General features: G+C 37.4%; 16 protein-coding genes. 8 read left to right on the forward strand and 8 right to left on the reverse strand.

Going from position 1 to position 17,587, the window contains the following annotated elements; genetic code table 11:
• From rsxC to nth, 5 genes are read left to right on the forward strand one after another with little or no spacing between them, the layout of a single operon-like run.
• Nucleotides 1-1,524, forward strand: a complete 1,524-nt coding sequence (gene rsxC / locus BN1208_RS05790; RefSeq protein WP_046488719.1) for an electron transport complex subunit RsxC — start codon at nt 1-3, stop codon at nt 1,522-1,524.
• 1 nt (nt 1,525) lies between these two features.
• Nucleotides 1,526-2,545: an RnfABCDGE type electron transport complex subunit D gene (locus BN1208_RS05795; protein ID WP_046488720.1), complete on the forward strand. Its 1,020-nt coding sequence runs from the start codon at nt 1,526-1,528 to the stop codon at nt 2,543-2,545.
• Nucleotides 2,546-2,549: 4 nt separating this feature from the next.
• On the forward strand, nt 2,550-3,173 hold the full coding sequence (gene rsxG, locus BN1208_RS05800) for an electron transport complex subunit RsxG (protein WP_046488722.1): 624 nt from the start codon (nt 2,550-2,552) through the stop codon (nt 3,171-3,173).
• Entirely contained in the window at nt 3,170-3,799 is a 630-nt protein-coding gene (locus tag BN1208_RS05805; RefSeq protein ID WP_046488724.1) for an electron transport complex subunit E, read from the forward strand. Before rsxG ends, BN1208_RS05805 begins: the two co-directional genes overlap by 4 nt.
• Before the next feature lie 11 nt (nt 3,800-3,810).
• Nucleotides 3,811-4,446 (forward strand): endonuclease III, encoded by a 636-nt coding sequence (gene nth, locus BN1208_RS05810; protein ID WP_046488725.1) that lies wholly within the window; start codon nt 3,811-3,813, stop codon nt 4,444-4,446.
• Here the strand turns inward: nth and BN1208_RS07220 are convergent.
• The 3 genes from BN1208_RS07220 to BN1208_RS05820 are packed head-to-tail and all read right to left on the reverse strand — an operon-like array spanning nt 4,443 to nt 8,232.
• Nucleotides 4,443-4,616 (reverse strand): DUF1289 domain-containing protein, encoded by a 174-nt coding sequence (locus tag BN1208_RS07220; protein WP_082092855.1) that lies wholly within the window; start codon nt 4,614-4,616, stop codon nt 4,443-4,445. The two genes, nth and BN1208_RS07220, sit on opposite strands and share 4 nt — an antisense overlap.
• A gap of 19 nt (nt 4,617-4,635) precedes the next feature.
• Nucleotides 4,636-7,305 carry a preprotein translocase subunit SecA gene (gene secA / locus BN1208_RS05815; RefSeq protein WP_046488727.1) on the reverse strand — a complete coding sequence of 890 codons (2,670 nt, stop codon included), beginning with the start codon at nt 7,303-7,305 and terminating at the stop codon, nt 4,636-4,638.
• Nucleotides 7,306-7,341: 36 nt separating this feature from the next.
• Complete coding sequence (locus tag BN1208_RS05820) at nt 7,342-8,232, reverse strand: M23 family metallopeptidase (protein WP_046488729.1); 891 nt, start codon at nt 8,230-8,232, stop codon at nt 7,342-7,344.
• A gap of 42 nt (nt 8,233-8,274) precedes the next feature.
• On the opposite strand from BN1208_RS05820, the gene BN1208_RS05825 reads away from it, so the two are divergent.
• The 3 genes from BN1208_RS05825 to BN1208_RS05835 all read left to right on the forward strand — a co-directional run bounded on the left by BN1208_RS05825 (nt 8,275) and on the right by BN1208_RS05835 (nt 11,631).
• The gene (locus BN1208_RS05825; protein ID WP_046488730.1) at nt 8,275-8,718 is read left to right on the forward strand and encodes a DciA family protein; all 444 of its coding nucleotides are present in this window, start codon (nt 8,275-8,277) and stop codon (nt 8,716-8,718) included.
• Entirely contained in the window at nt 8,708-9,505 is a 798-nt protein-coding gene (locus tag BN1208_RS05830; RefSeq protein ID WP_046488732.1) for a sulfite exporter TauE/SafE family protein, read from the forward strand. The genes BN1208_RS05825 and BN1208_RS05830 overlap by 11 nt, the downstream gene beginning before the upstream one ends.
• Before the next feature lie 101 nt (nt 9,506-9,606).
• Nucleotides 9,607-11,631 (forward strand): sodium-translocating pyrophosphatase, encoded by a 2,025-nt coding sequence (locus tag BN1208_RS05835; protein WP_046488734.1) that lies wholly within the window; start codon nt 9,607-9,609, stop codon nt 11,629-11,631.
• Nucleotides 11,632-11,690: 59 nt separating this feature from the next.
• On the opposite strand, the gene BN1208_RS05840 is transcribed toward BN1208_RS05835, so the two are convergent.
• The 5 genes from BN1208_RS05840 to BN1208_RS05860 form a co-directional block, all read right to left on the reverse strand.
• Nucleotides 11,691-12,590, reverse strand: a complete 900-nt coding sequence (locus BN1208_RS05840) for a phosphoribosylaminoimidazolesuccinocarboxamide synthase (RefSeq protein WP_046488736.1) — start codon at nt 12,588-12,590, stop codon at nt 11,691-11,693.
• The gene (locus BN1208_RS05845) at nt 12,591-13,766 is read right to left on the reverse strand and encodes a phosphoglycerate kinase (RefSeq protein ID WP_046488738.1); all 1,176 of its coding nucleotides are present in this window, start codon (nt 13,764-13,766) and stop codon (nt 12,591-12,593) included.
• Between the two features lie 10 nt (nt 13,767-13,776).
• Nucleotides 13,777-14,796 (reverse strand): type I glyceraldehyde-3-phosphate dehydrogenase, encoded by a 1,020-nt coding sequence (gene gap / locus BN1208_RS05850; protein WP_046489378.1) that lies wholly within the window; start codon nt 14,794-14,796, stop codon nt 13,777-13,779.
• Nucleotides 14,797-14,866: 70 nt separating this feature from the next.
• On the reverse strand, nt 14,867-16,858 hold the full coding sequence (tkt, locus tag BN1208_RS05855) for a transketolase (protein ID WP_046488740.1): 1,992 nt from the start codon (nt 16,856-16,858) through the stop codon (nt 14,867-14,869).
• 167 nt (nt 16,859-17,025) lie between these two features.
• Nucleotides 17,026-17,580 carry a thioredoxin family protein gene (locus BN1208_RS05860; RefSeq protein ID WP_046488742.1) on the reverse strand — a complete coding sequence of 185 codons (555 nt, stop codon included), beginning with the start codon at nt 17,578-17,580 and terminating at the stop codon, nt 17,026-17,028.
• Between the last annotated feature and the right edge of the window lie 7 nt (nt 17,581-17,587).

Below are 17,587 nucleotides of genomic sequence, written 5' to 3' on the forward strand. Positions count from 1 at the left end.
ATGCAATTTAAAAATATTTTTAAATTTAACGGTGGCGTTCACCCCAATGAAAATAAATCGCTATCAACAAATTTACCTATTGGAAGATTGCCTATTCCAAAAAAATTAGTACTTCCATTAAGACAGCATGTAGGTCGTGTTGCGAAGCTTAAAGTTAAACCCGGCGATCAAGTCCTTAAAGGTCAAATTATTGCTGAAGCTGATGGTAATATTTCTGCCTCGATCCATGCACCCACATCTGGGAAGATCTTAAAGATTAGCGAAGAAATACTCCCCCATCCATCGGGCCTGCCTGATTTTTGTATCACAATCGAACCGGATTTTAAAGATACATGGGTTGAAAAGAAGCCTATCTCATGGAAAAAACTAGACCGCACTAAATTAATCGAAGCACTTTCTCAGTCAGGGATTGTAGGTTTAGGTGGTGCAGTATTTCCAACCCACATGAAATTAAAAATAAATCAAAGTCAACCCATCAATACTTTGCTCATCAATGCTGCCGAGTGTGAGCCATTTATCACTTGTGACGATATGTTAATGAGAGAAAGAGCTGATGAAATTATTCAAGGAGCATTAATTGCCCAAACTATCCTTGATGCAAAAGAGTGTGTAGTCGGTATCGAAAATAACAAGATTGAAGCCTATGAAGCGCTAAAAAAAGCTGCCCAAAAAACGACTATTGAAATTAAAGTGGTTCCAACTGTTTATCCAAGCGGGGATGCAAAAAGACTCATTTACCTCTTAATGGGTATTGAGGTTCCGAAAGAAAAGCGTTCTATAGATTTAGGTATTCAAGTATTTAACGTAGCTACAGTAGCAGCTATCTATAGATATCTTGAATTAGGAGAGCCATCGATCAGTCGCGTTGTAACAATTACAGGGGCTGTTAAAGCACCTCAAAATTACGAGGTATTATTCGGAACACCTTTATCAGAATTAATAGCTGCTGCAGGTGGTTCTTCTAATAAAACCAAAAAATTTATTATGGGTGGCCCTATGATGGGATTTGATTTGCCATCGATTCATGTGCCTGTGACAAAAGCAATGAATTGTGTCATCGAAAGTTCGCCAGAATTATTCCCTGCTCCAAAACCTGTGATGCCTTGTATTCGATGTGCTCGATGTGCAGACGCCTGCCCGGTAAACTTACAACCTCAAGAACTATATTGGTTTTCAAAATCTTCTCAGCTTGAAAAAGCCAGAGATTACAATTTATTCGACTGTATTGAATGTGGCTGCTGCACTTATGTATGTCCAAGCAACATTCCTCTTGTTCAGTTTTATAGATATGCAAAAAGTGAGATTATTGCTCAAGACAAATCAAAAGAAGCTGCAAACACTGCTAGAGAGAGAAATGACTTTAGGCTTGCAAGAATAGAAAGGGAGAAAAAAGAACGTGCTGAAAGAAATGCACAAAAAGCTTTAGGGGCTAATGAGAAGCAAGCTGATGATGAGAAAAAATCAACAATTGCAGCGGCCATGGAAAGAGTTAAACAAAACCAACAAGAAAATATAAAAAATTAATATGGATAATAGATCGCCTTATATTGTAGATGCTCCCTCAGTAAGCGTCATTATGTTCAAAGTTTTACTCGCCTTAATTCCTGGTATCGCTTTATATGTTTATGCATTTGGGCTTGGCGTCATTTTAAATATTTTTCTAGCGTCACTCACTGTGATATTGACTGAAAGCGCTATTCTTGCAATTAGAAAACTTCCGATCAAGGTATTTATTTTGGACGGCAGTGGTCTCGTAGCTGCGTGGCTTCTTGCCCTGTCTATTCCATCGATCGCCCCTTGGTGGATTATCGTGTTAGGCACGCTTCTTTGCATCACCTTCGGCAAACATGTTTATGGTGGACTTGGCTATAACTTATTTAACCCAGCTATGTTGGGATATGCAATTTTACTTATTTCTTTTCCTTTAATTATGAGTCAATGGCAAATACCCAACTCTTTCATTGAAAATAATATTGAGTGGTTTGATCAAATCAAAATTATTATGAATAGCAGTTTATTATCTAAAGAAACAATTGATGCTATGAGCTCTGCAACGCCTCTTGATTACATTAAGACCCAGCTCACCTTAAACCAACCATTAAGTGTCATTCAGCAAAACAAAATATTTGGCTTTCTTGGGGGTAAGGGTTTGGAATTGATCAGTCTAGGATATCTTGCAGGAGGACTTTATTTGCTTAAAGAGAAAATTATTTCATGGCATTTACCAGTTTCATTCTTAGCAAGTTTATTTATCATAGCGTCAATATTTTATAGTATTGCCCCCGATACCTATGCCTCACCATTATTTCATGTTATGAGTGGTGGAAGTATTCTCTGTGCCTTTTTTATTATTACGGATCCTGTAAGCGGTCCTACAACTCCTAAAGGGAAAATATATTTTGGTATTGCAATAGGGTTATTGGTCTTTATTATTCGAATTTTTGGTGGCTATCCAGAAGGTGTTGCTTTTGCTGTATTGATTATGAATATTTTTGTGCCCCTAATAGACAGCCTAACTCAACCTCGAATTTTCGGTCATAAATAACTTTATGTTTAAAGACTCCTTTAAAAAAGTTTCAATAACTGCATCAGCTATGATTATATTTTCTTTGGTTACTTCAGCAGCTTTGAGTATTTCTTATTTCCTCACAAAAACTCCTATTGAAGAAAGTGATGCAAGAGCAAAGCGTATGTTTTTAAATCAAGTGGTTCCGTCTAATCTTTATGATAATAATTTAGTGAAGGATACAATTTCTGTTGAGCCTAATCCGCTAATCGGAAATAAAAAAAATATTGATATATATCGTGCAAAAAAAAATAATCAGGTTATTGCAGTGATTATTGAAACGATAGCTCCCGATGGTTATAGTGGCGAAATAAAAACCCTTGTGGGTGTTGACCAAAAAGATAAAATATTAGGTGTAAGAGTGATTACACATAAAGAAACGCCTGGTTTAGGGGATTATATTGAAATTGACAAAAGTCATTGGATTAAAAATTTTAATCTTAAATCTCTAGATGAAATGGGAGAAAAAGAATGGGCAGTAAAAAAGGATGGTGGTGATTTTGACTATGTGTCCGGGGCAACCATTACTTCCAGAGCTGTCATTAAATCTACCTATAAAAGTCTTCTTTATGTCAAAGAAAATAAAAAAAGGCTATTTGCATCATGAGTGATATTAAAAAAATTGCAATAGATGGATTATGGAAACAAAATCCCGGATTAGTTCAACTCCTTGGATTATGCCCAACACTAGCAGTGACCACCTCTGTGGTGAATGGCTTGAGCCTTGGTATTGCGACTGCCCTTGTCATGGCTTTATCTAATGGTTCTATATCTCCTATTAGAAAATTTGTACCCACAGAAATTCGAGTTCCTGTTTTTATTCTCATCATAGCGGCGCTTGTAACAATCATTGATTTTAGTATTCACGCTTTTATAGAGCCACTCTATAAAGCTTTAGGCATTTTTATCCCTCTTATTGTAACTAATTGTATTGTGTTAGCTCGCGTTGAATCTTTTGCAGCAAAAAATGATACAGCCCCTTCTTTTTTCGATGGTCTTTATATGGGACTTGGTTTAGCAATGGTACTAGCCGTGCTTGGTGCTTTGAGAGAAATTTTTGGCAAAGGTACTTTGTTATCTGGCATTGACCTTATCTTCGGATCTTCAGCAAGCGGTCTTGTCATTCATTTTTTTAGTGACTACCCAGGATTTCTTTTGGCAATTCTTCCCCCAGGAGCTTTTATTAGTTTAGCTTGTCTCATTGCAGTAAAAAATCATATCGAAGCACGCTAGTAGCTTTCCTCATGAACCCTCAAAAGCGATTTAAGATTTTTGAGTTGCTATCTAAAGCCACACCCCATCCTACGACAGAGCTTATTTATCAGACACCCTTCCAGCTTCTAATCTCAGTCATATTATCTGCCCAAGCTACTGACAAATCAGTCAATAAAGCAACTTTGTTGTTGTTCAATAAAGCACCTAACGCAAAACGACTTGCTCAAATGCAATTAAAGGATATTGAGCTTTGTATAAAAACAATTGGGCTATATAAAACAAAAGCTAAGAACATACTTGAAACTGCAAAGATTATCGATGCCGAATTTGAAGGTCTAGTCCCTCAGGATCGATTAGCACTAGAAGCGCTTCCTGGTGTAGGAAGAAAAACTGCGAACGTAATTTTAAATACTATTTTCCACGAGCCAACTATTGCAGTAGACACCCATATTTTTAGGATCGCAAATCGCATTAATTTAGCACCGGGAGAAAATGTACTTCAGGTAGAAAAAAAATTAATTAAATTAACCCCGAAAGAATTTTTGCAAGATGCGCATCATCTTTTGATACTTCATGGAAGATATACGTGCATTGCAAGACAACCTAAATGCAATGTTTGTGTTATTTATGATTTATGCGAGTATAAGAAAAAACTTAAAAATTAAAACGAAATAAGCTTAATTTGTCTTTCAGACGCCAATTCATTAATCTCTTTTTTTTGATCATCGCTTAACGCTAGCCACTGAGCAATTTCATCTTGGCTTCTGAAGCACCCTTCGCAAAAGTGGTGCTCTTTATTGATGAGACAAACGCCGATACAAGGTGATTCAGTCATCACAATAGTCTTTCTCTAACTATTCTAAAGTGCCGTGGCAATGTTTATATTTTTTATTGCTTCCACATGGGCATGGATCGTTTCTACCCACCTTAGGCAAACCATCTTCTAAGTCGGCTTTTTTGCTTGATGACTTTTTAACTTCATCTTTATTTTTTTTGTCAATCTCATTGACTTCAGCTTCGTCCTTAATCTTTACGACCATCGTAATACGAGTGACCTCAGACTTCACTGTGTCTAGAAGATATCCAAATAATTCAAAGGCCTCTTTCTTATATTCTTGTTTGGGATTTTTTTGCGCATAAGAACGTAAATGTATACCTTGCCTTAAATGATCAAGAGATGATAAATGCTCTCTCCAATGGTGATCTATGCTTTGTAACATAACCGTTTTTTCAAAATGTCTAATAACATCCTGACCCACTAAAGATTCTTTTTCTTGATATTGCTTATTCGCGAGAGTAATGACTCTTTCATAAATTTCCTCAATAGCAATCTGAGGTTCTTTTTCAATCCATCCTTGGATAGAAAGACTTAATCCGTAGTCTAAAAATAAAACTTTTTCTAAGGAAGGGATATCCCACATATCTTCCATACTGCCTTGTGGAATATGACTCTGGGAAAGATTCCGAAGAACATCAGATCTCATTGCTGCAATTGTTTCAGCGGTTTGGTCAGAATCAATCAATTCATTTCTTTGCTCGTAAATCACTTTTCTTTGATCATTCGCAACATCATCATATTCAAGCAACTGTTTCCTAATATCGAAATTACGGCCCTCAACTTTTCTTTGCGCATTTTCAATGGCTTTTGTTACCCATGAATGCTCTATCGCTTCTCCTTCTGGCATTTTTAACTTTTCCATAATGGCTGATACTCGATCAGATGCAAATATTCTTAACAACGAATCTTCTAACGATAGATAGAAGCGACTGGATCCAGGATCCCCCTGTCTTCCTGCGCGGCCTCTTAATTGATTATCTACACGTCTTGACTCATGTCTTTCAGTGCCAATAATATGAAGACCACCTGCTTTAACGACTAAGCTATTTTGTTTTTTCCATGTGTCCTTAATTTCTTTAATTTCTTTTTCTTTTTTACTGTCAGTTAATTTATCGCTTAACTTAATTTCATGAATATCAGCTTCAATACTGCCGCCAAGCACAATGTCTGTTCCTCGACCTGCCATATTCGTCGCGATAGTAATCATCCCCGGACGACCTGCTTGCGCAATAATGTGCGCTTCTTTTTCATGATGTTTTGCATTCAATACTTGATGTTTTAATTTTACTTTTGTAAGTAACGCTGAAATAAGCTCTGAATTTTCAATCGAAGTGGTACCTACTAATACTGGCTGATCAATTTTTTGACATTCTTTAATATCTTCAATTACCGCAGCATATCTCTCTTGTGAAGTGCGATACACTTTATCCATCATATCTTTTCTTTGCGTGGTTCGATGTGGCGGAATAATGATGGTTTCAAGCCCGTAGATTTGATTGAACTCAAAAGCCTCAGTATCAGCCGTACCTGTCATACCAGATAATTTCTCATACATCCTAAAATAATTTTGGAATGTAATAGAGGCTAGCGTTTGATTCTCTTTTTGTATCTCAACGCCTTCTTTAGCTTCAACAGCTTGATGGATACCCTCTGACCATCTGCGGCCAGGCATCATTCTTCCGCTAAATTCATCGACAATAATAATGCCATTGTCTTTCACGACATAATGTTGATCTTTATTGAAAAGGTTTCTTGCTTTTAATGATGCGTTAACATGGTGAACGAGTGAGATATTAGTTGCATCATATAAGCTCGATTGCTCAGATAATAGACCTGCCTTAATTAATAGCTTCTCTACATTCTCATGGCCACTCTCGGATAGAATCACTTGATGTGCTTTTTCATCTATCCAATAATCACCGCTTTCCTCTTCGGTTTTTTGTTTTGAAAGCTTTGCCACAACTAAATTAATTTTAATATAAAGATCTACATTATCTTCGGCCTGCCCAGAAATGATTAAAGGCGTTCTTGCCTCATCAATTAATATCGAGTCAACTTCATCCACTAAACCGTAATGTAGCTTTCTTTGAACACGCTCTTCTTTAGAGAAGACCATGTTATCTCTTAGATAATCAAAACCAAATTCATTGTTTGTACCATAAGTAATGTCGGCCTCATAAGCTTTTTTCTTCTCTTCGCTCGAAATATTAGATAAATTAATACCTACTTCAAGACCTAAGAATCTATAAATTTGGCCCATCCATTCCGCATCTCTTTTTGCAAGATAATCATTAACGGTAATTACATGAACGCCCTTGCCCAAAAGCGCATTAAGATATATTGGTAAGGTTGCAACAAGCGTCTTGCCTTCGCCTGTTCGCATTTCTGAAATTTTTCCATCGTGAAGTGCCATGCCACCGATGAGCTGAACATCAAAGTGACGCATTTCTAATACGCGTCGACTTACTTCTCTCACAACAGCAAAAGCCTCAACTAATAAATCATCTAACTTTTGTCCTTCGTTAAGTCGTTTTTTAAATTCAGTAGTTTTAGCTTTTAAAGCTGCATCACTAAGTTTTTTAGTTGCATCTTCTAATAAATTTATTTGCTGGGCTTTTTTGCCGTAGTCTTTAAGAAGCCTATCGTTTCTGCTTCCAAATAAATTCTTAACAATGGTCTTTAACATAATGTGAATATTCTTAGTCGAAATAATTTGAAATTATTAATATTGAAGATATTTTCGAGGATCTAAGGACTCGCCATTCATTCTGATTTCATAATGAAGATGAGGACCTGTCGACCTTCCAGTATTACCTACTAACGCTACAACTTGATTCTTTTTAATGCGATCACCTTCTTTAACTAATAATTTAGCCGCATGCGCATATCGTGTTTCAAGCCCAGATCCATGAGAAATTCTTACCATATTGCCATACTCAGGCGTTACTTCAGCTGATATCACTATACCTGCAGCAGTAGCTTTAATAGGCTGGCCAGCATCTGCACTAAAATCTAATCCTTCATGAAACGCTTTCACACCTAAAAAAGGGTCCACTCTCCAACCATAACTTGATGAATTAAAAGGTGCGTTGACTGGAGAAGCATTTGGCAAAGTATCTTTAAACACACTTTGTTTTAGATAAATGGCTTCTAAATTATTGTAGTACTCTTCATGCCTTTCAATATCAAGTGTTAACTTATCAATAAATGACTGAAGTTCGGCTTCGGTAAAATTCTTTTCAGGAACAAAAGGACCGCCTTGGCCAGATGATTTTATTGGTGCTGGCTTAGGAATTTTTTCATTTGTTTTTAATTTTTCTTTAGCAAAGTCTTGAAGTCTCTGAGATTGATTATCTATACGCATCAATCGGGCTTGGAGCTCACCAATTTGGGTTGCATAAATATCTAAATTCTTTTGAAAGCTTCCCAAATTAAGGTCAAGCTTCAGGTTAATTAATGATTTTTTTTCTTCCACGTCGCCGTTATATTTTGAATCAAGCCAGCTAATCCCTTGAATAAACCCAATAAAGCACAGAAATAGTATGGCAATAAAAGTTGCTAAATGGACACTTTTTGGCTTTGATGTACTATTTGTTACAAAGATAATTCGCATTGAAATCTAAAATTTAGCTTAAATAATAGATAATTATAACTTATGAAGCCCGTGAACAAGCTTTTGGAAAGTGAAGTATTTTCCTTAATTAGAGAGAAAAATCGCTCTATTTATGGCTATCAAAAGCTATGGTCTAACAAAGCCCCAAGCAAATTAACCCCTTTATCTCATGTCGGCGGGATTCAAGACGACATTTTGACCATTTACGTTGAAAACAGTGGTATTGCGAGCAAATTAAAATTTATTGAGTCCACGCTACTTAAGGACTTGAATGAAGGGATTCAAAAAGAGATACCCTTTGCTAATCCGATTAAATCCTTAAAAATTAAATTAGTAATTAAAAATTCCAAAGTCACTCCTCCTCGATCTAAAAGCTTTCCTGCTCAAGCTAAATTTGCTTTGGAAAATTTATTAAATAACCTCGAAGATTCACCTTTAAGACACCGACTGATTAGATTAATTAAACATCATACAAATGCTGACTGAAGCAATCATCCTCATCCTTGCTGGAAGCGTCATCGGGACTTTATCAGGACTTCTAGGTATTGGCGGGGGCCTTATCATCGTACCTATTCTCACATTTGTCTTAGTCCATTTTCATCAAATTACCTTTGATCAATCGATATTAATGGCCATTGGGACATCGCTTGCTTCTATTGTTTTTGCAGGGGGGGTGTCAAGCTTCTATCATACAAAACGAAATAATATGGACTGGTCGATTGCTACTCAATATATTCCTGGGGTTTTATTAGGTTCAACGATGATGGCTTTTGTTATACCCCATTTAAATATCGCATTCATTAAACATGCTTTTATTGTCTATACTTTTCTTGCTGCCTATGAGATTTTAAAGGCACCTACAATCAAAAGTGTTGTTCAATTACCAGCAGTTTTTTTTGCTAATATTTATGGATTTGCCATCGCTTCTATCTCGACCGTTATTGGAATTGGGGGTGGAACAATGTTTGTCCCTTATTTTATTTATCATAAAGTTAAACCGCGACTTGCGGTCGGACTCTCAAGCTCATTAGGAATATTTATTGGCTTAGGCGCTTCATTCGGATTTATCAAAAATGGCTTACATGTCAGTCAACTCCCTCAATTTAGTATCGGTTACATCTATCTACCTGGGCTTATATTGATAACATCCTCAAGTCTCATTTTTGCTAGATTGGCAACAAAATGGATTCATCAAATTTCTGTTTTGTCATTAAAAAAAATATTTGCTTGTTTATTATTTTTAATCGGCTTGTCAATGCTTTTCGCAGGATAATTTGTAATTAAAATATGTAGTTTTCTAGTCACAAAGTTATTGAATGTGATAATTTATTACATAAGTTTTTCATTTTAAGATTTCAAAATTTAGGAGCATGTATGTCAGAACTTAACCTTATTATTGGCGCAGCGCTATTGGCAATTCTTTATGGTGCAGTGATGAGCGCTTGGATATTTAAACTACCTGCTGGCAATGCAAAAATGCAAGAAATTGCCCTTGCTATCCAAGAAGGGGCAAAAGCCTACCTCACAAGACAATACAAAGCGATATCGATCGTAGGTGTGGTGCTAGCCATTTTAATTGGTTTGTTTATATCCAAAGATACTGCGATAGGGTTTGTCGTTGGTGCTTTTCTATCCGGCGCTTGCGGTTTTATTGGTATGAATGTCTCAGTGAAAGCTAATGTTAGAACTGCACAAGCTGCTACAAAAGGCATCGTTCCAGCACTTGATGTAGCTTTTAAAGGTGGGGCTATTACAGGTTTATTAGTGGTTGGACTTGGGCTTCTTGGTGTCACCGGGTTTTATATGTATCTAGGTGGAGCTGATGCAACTGATTTAAATCCTCTTATTGGGCTCGCTTTTGGTTCCTCACTTATTTCAATTTTTGCCCGTTTAGGCGGTGGTATCTTTACTAAGGGGGCGGATGTAGGTGCCGACTTAGTAGGTAAAGTTGAGGCTGGTATTCCAGAAGATGACCCAAGAAATCCTGCTGTGATTGCAGATAACGTCGGTGATAATGTTGGTGATTGCGCAGGTATGGCAGCAGACTTATTTGAAACCTATGCGGTAACTTTAATTGCAACTATGCTCCTTGGTGGGCTAGTTATTACAAATAATGGTGCAAGCGGAATTATTTATCCACTTCTATTAGGTGCGTCATCTATCGTAACATCGATTGTTGGATGTTTCTTTGTAAGAGCTACACCTAAAATGAAAAATGTAATGCCTGCTTTATATAAAGGCCTCATCGTAGCCGGCGGACTTTCACTTATAGCTTTCTACTATGTAACAAACTTTGTATTTCCTGAAGGCGTTTCAATCCAAAATGTAAACGTTTCCTCTATGGCTTTATTCCAAGCATGTATCGTAGGCCTTGTATTAACAGCAGCCTTGGTATGGATTACGGAATATTATACGGGTACAGATTATGAGCCTGTAAGGCACGTTGCGCGTGCTTCCAAAACAGGTCACGCAACAAACATTATTGCTGGCATTGGCATTTCAATGAAATCAACAGCCTTGCCTGTAATATCTGTTTGTATTGCAATTTTCGTATCTCATCATCTTGCAGGTCTTTATGGTATTGCAGTTGCGGCTACATCGATGTTAAGTATGGCTGGCATTATTGTCGCATTAGATGCTTATGGTCCAATTACCGATAATGCAGGCGGCATTGCTGAAATGGCTGGATTACCTAAGAGCGTTCGTGATGTAACTGATCCATTAGATGCAGTTGGAAATACAACTAAAGCAGTCACTAAAGGTTATGCGATTGGATCAGCCGGCCTTGCAGCGCTTGTTCTTTTTGCAGACTACACACATAAACTAGAGTCTGTCGGTATTGCAACCACATTTGATCTAAGTGACCCACTAGTTATTATTGGATTAATTATTGGTGGTCTTATTCCTTACCTTTTTGCTGCGATGGCCATGGAAGCTGTTGGAAGAGCTGCAGGTGCGGTGGTTGAAGAAGTAAGACGTCAATTCAAAACTATCAAAGGTATTATGACTGGTAAAGGCAAACCTGATTATGCTCGCGCCGTTGATATGCTAACGACAGCAGCTATTAAAGAAATGATCGTGCCTTCATTGCTTCCTGTTGCAGTTCCAATTATTGTGGGCTTAACTTTAGGACCTAAAGCATTAGGCGGTCTTCTTATGGGAACGATTGTTACCGGTTTATTTGTAGCTATCTCAATGTGCACAGGTGGTGGTGCTTGGGATAATGCAAAAAAATATATTGAAGATGGTAATCATGGCGGTAAAGGTTCAGAAGCGCACAAAGCAGCTATCACAGGAGACACTGTAGGTGATCCTTACAAAGATACTGCTGGCCCTGCTATTAACCCGCTTATTAAAATTATTAATATTGTGGCTCTTCTCATCGTGCCACTTCTTTAATTGATGAATAAAAAAAGGCGCCTTGATTAAGGCGCCTTTTTTATTTTATTTAATTTAATTTACTTTTTAATGTCTTGACCTGTAAGTTTTTTAAAGGCTTCCAAATATTTTTCACTTGTTTTTCTAATCACATCTTCTGGTAATGAAGGCGGCGGTGGCGTTTTATTCCATCCACTATTTTCTAGCCAGTCTCTAATAAATTGCTTATCAAAGCTTGGTTGCGAGGCCCCTTCATGATATTGATCTAGTGGCCAAAACCGAGAAGAGTCTGGCGTTAATATTTCATCAATAAGTACTAAATGATTTTCATCATCTAAACCGAATTCAAATTTAGTATCTGCAATAATAATGCCCTTTGTGAGAGCAAAAGTTGAAGCTTCTTGGTATAGCTTAATACTAATTTCTTTAATGCTGGATGCAACATCTTTGCCGACGCGAGCTTCACATTCTTCATATGAAATATTTTCATCGTGCCTGCCAACTGCCTCTTTACTCGAAGGTGTAAATATAGGCTCACTTAATTTTGCAGACTCTTTTAAACCTTGTGGAAGTTTTATGCCACATAGTGATTGTGTTTTTTGATAATCTTTCCAGCCACTGCCTGATAAATAACCTCGAACAATTGCTTCAATAGGTAAGGCCTTTAATTTTCTTGCGACAATGGCACGATTTTTTACCTGAATTACTTCATTTTCAGCTACAACGCTTTCTGGTGAAATTCCAGACAAATGATTGGCGACTACAAAGGAAAGCTTATTAAACCAAAAGTCAGCCATTTGCGTCAGAACAAAGCCCTTAAATGGAATAGGCTCTGCCATCACAACGTCAAACGCAGATAATCGATCTGTTGTAACAATCAATAGATGTTTATCATCAATCGCATAAATATCTCTCACTTTTCCTTTATGAAGCAAAGGAAGACTCTTAATTGATGTTGCTATTAATTGATTTTCGGCCATTTAAAATCTTCTTTCTAGGATTTCAATTGCAGGAAGTTTTTTTCCTTCTGCAAACTCTAGAAATGCACCACCTGCAGTTGAGACGTATGAAATATCATTTGCAACATTAAATTTTTCAATCGCAGCAATAGTGTCGCCGCCTCCTGCCAATGAAAATGCAGACGCATCTGCAATTGCTTTCGTCATTGTTTCAGTGCCTTTTGCGAACTGATCAAACTCAAATACACCGATGGGACCGTTCCAAATAATAGTTTTAGCATTGTGAATACATTTCACAATTTCATCCACCGAGTCCTTGCCTAGATCAAAGATCATGTCATCTTGGCTGACGTCTTTAATATTCTTTGTTATCGCTCTTTCATTTGCATCTAATTTTTTACCACAAACTACATCTGAAATAACAGGTAAAGATGCGCCTCGCTTAGATAGTTTATCTATAATTTTTTTTGCTGCAGGGACTAACTCTTCTTCATACATAGAGCTACCTACTTCAAAACCCATTGCCTTGATGAAAGTATTTGCAATTCCGCCACCAACAATAAGCTGATCAACTTTGTCAGACAATGTATCTAATATACTTAACTTAGATGAAACTTTGCTACCACCTACAATAGCAATCATAGGTCTTGAAGGATTTAGTAAGGCTTTTTCAAGAGCCTCTAGCTCAGCCAAAAATAAAATACCTGCACATGCAATATCTATGTATTCCGCAATACCATAGGTTGATGCCTCTTTGCGATGCGCCGTTCCGAATGCATCCATGACAAAAATATCTGCGAGTGAAGCATATTTTTTTGCTAAAACTTCTTCATTACGTTTTTCACCAATATTAAATCTACAATTCTCTAAAACTATTAGTTGGCCTGGAGTTATATCAAAGGGCTTACTATCCCAATCCGAAACAAGGCGTACAGGATAATCAAGATGATTTTTTAGGAACTCTACTACGAGTTTTAATGAGTCATTGTCATTAAATTTTCCTTCTTCAGGTCTGCCTAAATGAGACGTCACCATAACACTGGCACCTTTTTGAAGGGCAAAGGTAATACTCGGAATGGAAGCTAGAATTCTTTTAGGAGAAGTAATTTTTCCATCTTGAATAGGGACATTTAAGTCAGAGCGAATAAAAACTCTTTTATCTTTAAGATTTAAATCGACTAGTCTTTTGATGTTCATTAATCAAATATTATTTGGCAGCTATCATAGCTAAAGCTGTATCAATCATGCGACAGCTAAAACCCCACTCATTGTCATACCAGCCAAAAACTTTTACGAGTAATCCGTCTTCACTTACTTTAGTGAGATTAGCATCAAAATGAGATGAAGCTTCTGTATGATTAAAATCAACGGATACCAAAGGCTCATCATTGTAAATTAATATGCCTTTTAATATACCTTGGTTAGCCGCTTCTTTCATAATGCGATTTACTTCTTCTTTTGTTGTTGCTTTTTTAGGGGTAAAAGTAAGCTCTACTAATGATACATTTAATGTTGGCACTCTAATCGCAATACCATCAAGTTTACCTTTTAATTCAGGTATCACTAATGCAACACTCTCTGCAGCACCTGTTTTGGTGGGAATCATAGAAACTCCAGCAGAGCGAGCTCTTCTAAGATCTTTATGTTGATTGTCGTTTAAATATTGATCGTTTGTATATGAGTGGATGGTTGTCATAAGTCCTGTGACAATTCCTAGTTTTTCATGCAATGGTTTTACCATTGGCGCCAGACCATGCGTTGTGCAAGAAGCATTAGAGACAATAAGGTCAGAAGCTTTTAAAGTTTGATGATTTACGCCGTAAACAATAGTAGCATCGACATCCTTATCCCCCGGTGAAGAAATCAATACTTTCTTAGCGCCTTGTTTCACATGTATGATCGATTTTTCTTTGCTAGTAAAAGCACCGGTGCATTCCATGACTACGTCTACATTTAATTTACCCCAAGGCAAGCCCTCAGGATTTCTTGTGCTATAAAATTTGATAATATCGCCATTGATAATAATTTCATGATCATTCGTTTTGATATCAGCATTAAATTTTCCATGCGCGCTATCGTATTTTAACAAATGTGCATTAGATGCTGCATCACCGCGACTAGCATTAATGGCAACTACTTTAATATCCTGATGATTTAATTCGTAAATCGCTCTTAATATTAAACGCCCTATTCTTCCAAATCCTGTGATTGCTATCTTAACTGCCATAAAGATTTCCTTTGGTAAAAAATAAGGCATCTCAAGTTTGAGATGCCTTATTAAACTTACTCAATAAAAATTACAGAATTGATTTAACAGTTGAAACGACATTTTCTACTGTAAATCCAAAGTGTTTAAATAATGCGCCACCAGGTGCTGACTCACCAAATGTATCAATACCAACAGCTGCGCCATCTAGACCAATATACTTTCTCCAGAAATCGGTAATACCGGCTTCAATCGATACACGTTTTACACCTTTAGTTAATACGCTATCTTTATATGCCTGATCTTGACGATCAAATACATTTGTTGATGGCATAGAAACAATACGCGCTTTAATATTTTGCTCTTTTAGTGCGACTTGTGACTTCAATGCAAGATCGACTTCTGAGCCAGTTGCTATCAGAATGACATCTGCCTTACCGCCTTCCGCTTCTGCTAATACATAAGCACCCTTGCGAATTAAATCAATTTGCGCATCAGTTCTTTTTGTAAATGAAGTATTTTGTCGGCTTAAAACTAAGCTCGTTGGGTTGTGGATACTTTCAACAGCAACTACCCATGCTACTGCTGTTTCAGTTGAGTCTGCTGGTCTCCATACATCCATTCTAGGAATGTAACGAAGGCCTGATGTAGTTTCGATCGGTTGATGTGTTGGGCCATCTTCGCCTTGACCAATTGAGTCATGTGTTAAAACATAGATTACCCTCTGTTTCATAAGCGCTGCCATTCTCATACCATTCTTCATGTAATCTGTGAATATGTGGAAAGTGCCGCCGAATGGAAGCACGCCACCATGAAGCGCCATACCATTCATAATAGCTGCCATACCAAACTCACGTACACCATAAGAAATATAATTACCTGGTGTTTTGCCGCTTACGTGTTGGAATGACGAACAGCTTGTTAAGTTAGATCCTGTTAAGTCTGCTGAACCACCCACAAATTCTGGCAATATTGGCGCCAGCGCAGCAATAGCGTTTTGTGAAGCTTTACGTGTCGCTAATACTTCACCTTTTTCATTTACTGATTTAATCATGGCATCAGTGGATGCCTTCCAATTTTTTGGAAGATCACCCTTCATACGACGTTTAAATTCAGCGGCTAAATCTGGGAATTCTTTTTCATAAGCTGCGAATTTATCGTTCCATTCTGCTTCAGCTTTAGCGCCTTTATCTTTACCGCTCCATCCTGCATATACGTCTTCAGGAATTACAAAAGGATCGTGCTTCCAACCAATAGCTTCTCTTGTAGCAGCTACTTCAGCATCACCTAATGCTGACCCATGACAATCATGCGATCCAGATTTGTTAGGCGAGCCTTTACCGATAATAGTTTTACAACAAATTAATGATGGTTTATCTGTGATTTTCTTGGCCGCTTCAACTGCTTTGTTAATAGCTTCAAAATCATGGCCATCTACATTTGGAATTACATGCCAACCATAGGATTCAAACCGTTTAGCTGTATCGTCTGTATACCAACCTTCGATATGACCATCGATAGAAATACCGTTGTCATCCCAGAATGCAATTAAATTTCCAAGGCCCCATGTGCCTGCAAGAGCAGAAGCTTCATGAGAAACACCTTCCATCATGCAACCGTCACCCAAAAATACATATGTATGATGATCTACAATTTTATGATTAGGTTTATTAAATTGGTTAGCGAGTAATTTTTCTGCCATTGCAAAACCTACTGCATTACTTATGCCCTGACCTAAAGGTCCTGTGGTTGTTTCTACGCCTGGTGCATAACCGTATTCGGGGTGACCTGCACATTTAGAATGAAGTTGACGGAATGTTTTGATTTCGTCCATCGGCAAATCGTAACCTGTGAGATGAAGCAATGAATAAATCAACATCGATCCATGGCCATTTGAAAGAATAAAACGATCACGATTAGCCCAGTTTGGATTAGAAGGGTTATGTTGTAAATGATGATTCCATAAAACCTCAGCAATTTCAGCCATTCCCATAGGTGCGCCTGGGTGTCCTGAGTTTGCTTTTTGAACTGCATCCATTGATAACGCACGAATCGCGTTAGCTAAATCTTGACGTGTTGCCATTATTGCCTCCCGAAATTGACAGCATTACAAATATTTTTAAATATCTGCGTACTAAATGTAAAGTTAAAAAATTAGTGTAATTTTTAGCTAAATTATTGCTTAAATAGCCCTTTTCAGCAAGGTGAATAGGGTCTTTTTGCCCCTTGATTATTTGAGCTAAATGCTTTTCATTCTCGCCATTTGATTGAGCAACCTATACTCGACTTTTGATCGACAGGGCCCTTCTGAGTCTTAGCAACAAGAAGCATTGCCTCATATAAATCACGCGTATTATTAGGGGGTGGCTCTCCTCGCCCTGTGGCATCGAAGCGTCCACGATATTGCAGCTCTAAATTGCGATTAAAGCCAAAAAAATCAGGTGTACAAATAGCATTATAAAAATGTGCGATTTCTTGACTGTCATCAATTACGTAAGGAAAAGGAAAGTTAAATTGATTTGCAATGAGTTTCATGTTCTCAAATGAATCCTCAGGGTAATTCTCAGAATTATTACTCTGAATGGCAATCGTTTCAATACCTAGATCTTTTAGCGCCAGAACATCACTCACAAGTCTTGGTAAAATTGCTTTCACGTAAGGACAGTGATTACATATAAACATGACGAGTAAGCCATTAGCCCCTTTTGATTTTTCCAGAGTCCAAATGTTATCGTCGACCCCCGGTAAATTAAAATCGATCGCTTTCCAACCAAAATCGCAAAGTGGAGTATTTAAACTAACCATGTTTTAT

This window comes from Candidatus Methylopumilus planktonicus, assembly GCF_000981505.1.
In the GTDB taxonomy this organism is placed as follows: Bacteria; Pseudomonadota; Gammaproteobacteria; order Burkholderiales; family Methylophilaceae; genus Methylopumilus; species Methylopumilus planktonicus.

What these genes read in the sequence shown, in the direction of transcription:
- gap (WP_046489378.1), bottom strand. Translation starts at nt 14,796, where the DNA reads ATGGCAGTTAAGATAGCAATCACAGGATTTGGAAGAATAGGGCGTTTA.
- BN1208_RS05825 (WP_046488730.1), top strand. Translation starts at nt 8,275, where the DNA reads ATGAAGCCCGTGAACAAGCTTTTGGAAAGTGAAGTATTTTCCTTAATT.
- nth (WP_046488725.1), top strand. Translation starts at nt 3,811, where the DNA reads ATGAACCCTCAAAAGCGATTTAAGATTTTTGAGTTGCTATCTAAAGCC.
- BN1208_RS07220 (WP_082092855.1), bottom strand. Translation starts at nt 4,616, where the DNA reads ATGACTGAATCACCTTGTATCGGCGTTTGTCTCATCAATAAAGAGCAC.
- BN1208_RS05830 (WP_046488732.1), top strand. Translation starts at nt 8,708, where the DNA reads ATGCTGACTGAAGCAATCATCCTCATCCTTGCTGGAAGCGTCATCGGG.
- BN1208_RS05795 (WP_046488720.1), top strand. Translation starts at nt 1,526, where the DNA reads ATGGATAATAGATCGCCTTATATTGTAGATGCTCCCTCAGTAAGCGTC.
- BN1208_RS05805 (WP_046488724.1), top strand. Translation starts at nt 3,170, where the DNA reads ATGAGTGATATTAAAAAAATTGCAATAGATGGATTATGGAAACAAAAT.
- secA (WP_046488727.1), bottom strand. Translation starts at nt 7,305, where the DNA reads ATGTTAAAGACCATTGTTAAGAATTTATTTGGAAGCAGAAACGATAGG.
- BN1208_RS05840 (WP_046488736.1), bottom strand. Translation starts at nt 12,590, where the DNA reads ATGGCCGAAAATCAATTAATAGCAACATCAATTAAGAGTCTTCCTTTG.
- tkt (WP_046488740.1), bottom strand. Translation starts at nt 16,858, where the DNA reads ATGGCAACACGTCAAGATTTAGCTAACGCGATTCGTGCGTTATCAATG.
- rsxG (WP_046488722.1), top strand. Translation starts at nt 2,550, where the DNA reads ATGTTTAAAGACTCCTTTAAAAAAGTTTCAATAACTGCATCAGCTATG.
- BN1208_RS05835 (WP_046488734.1), top strand. Translation starts at nt 9,607, where the DNA reads ATGTCAGAACTTAACCTTATTATTGGCGCAGCGCTATTGGCAATTCTT.
- BN1208_RS05845 (WP_046488738.1), bottom strand. Translation starts at nt 13,766, where the DNA reads ATGAACATCAAAAGACTAGTCGATTTAAATCTTAAAGATAAAAGAGTT.
- BN1208_RS05860 (WP_046488742.1), bottom strand. Translation starts at nt 17,580, where the DNA reads ATGGTTAGTTTAAATACTCCACTTTGCGATTTTGGTTGGAAAGCGATC.
- rsxC (WP_046488719.1), top strand. Translation starts at nt 1, where the DNA reads ATGCAATTTAAAAATATTTTTAAATTTAACGGTGGCGTTCACCCCAAT.
- BN1208_RS05820 (WP_046488729.1), bottom strand. Translation starts at nt 8,232, where the DNA reads ATGCGAATTATCTTTGTAACAAATAGTACATCAAAGCCAAAAAGTGTC.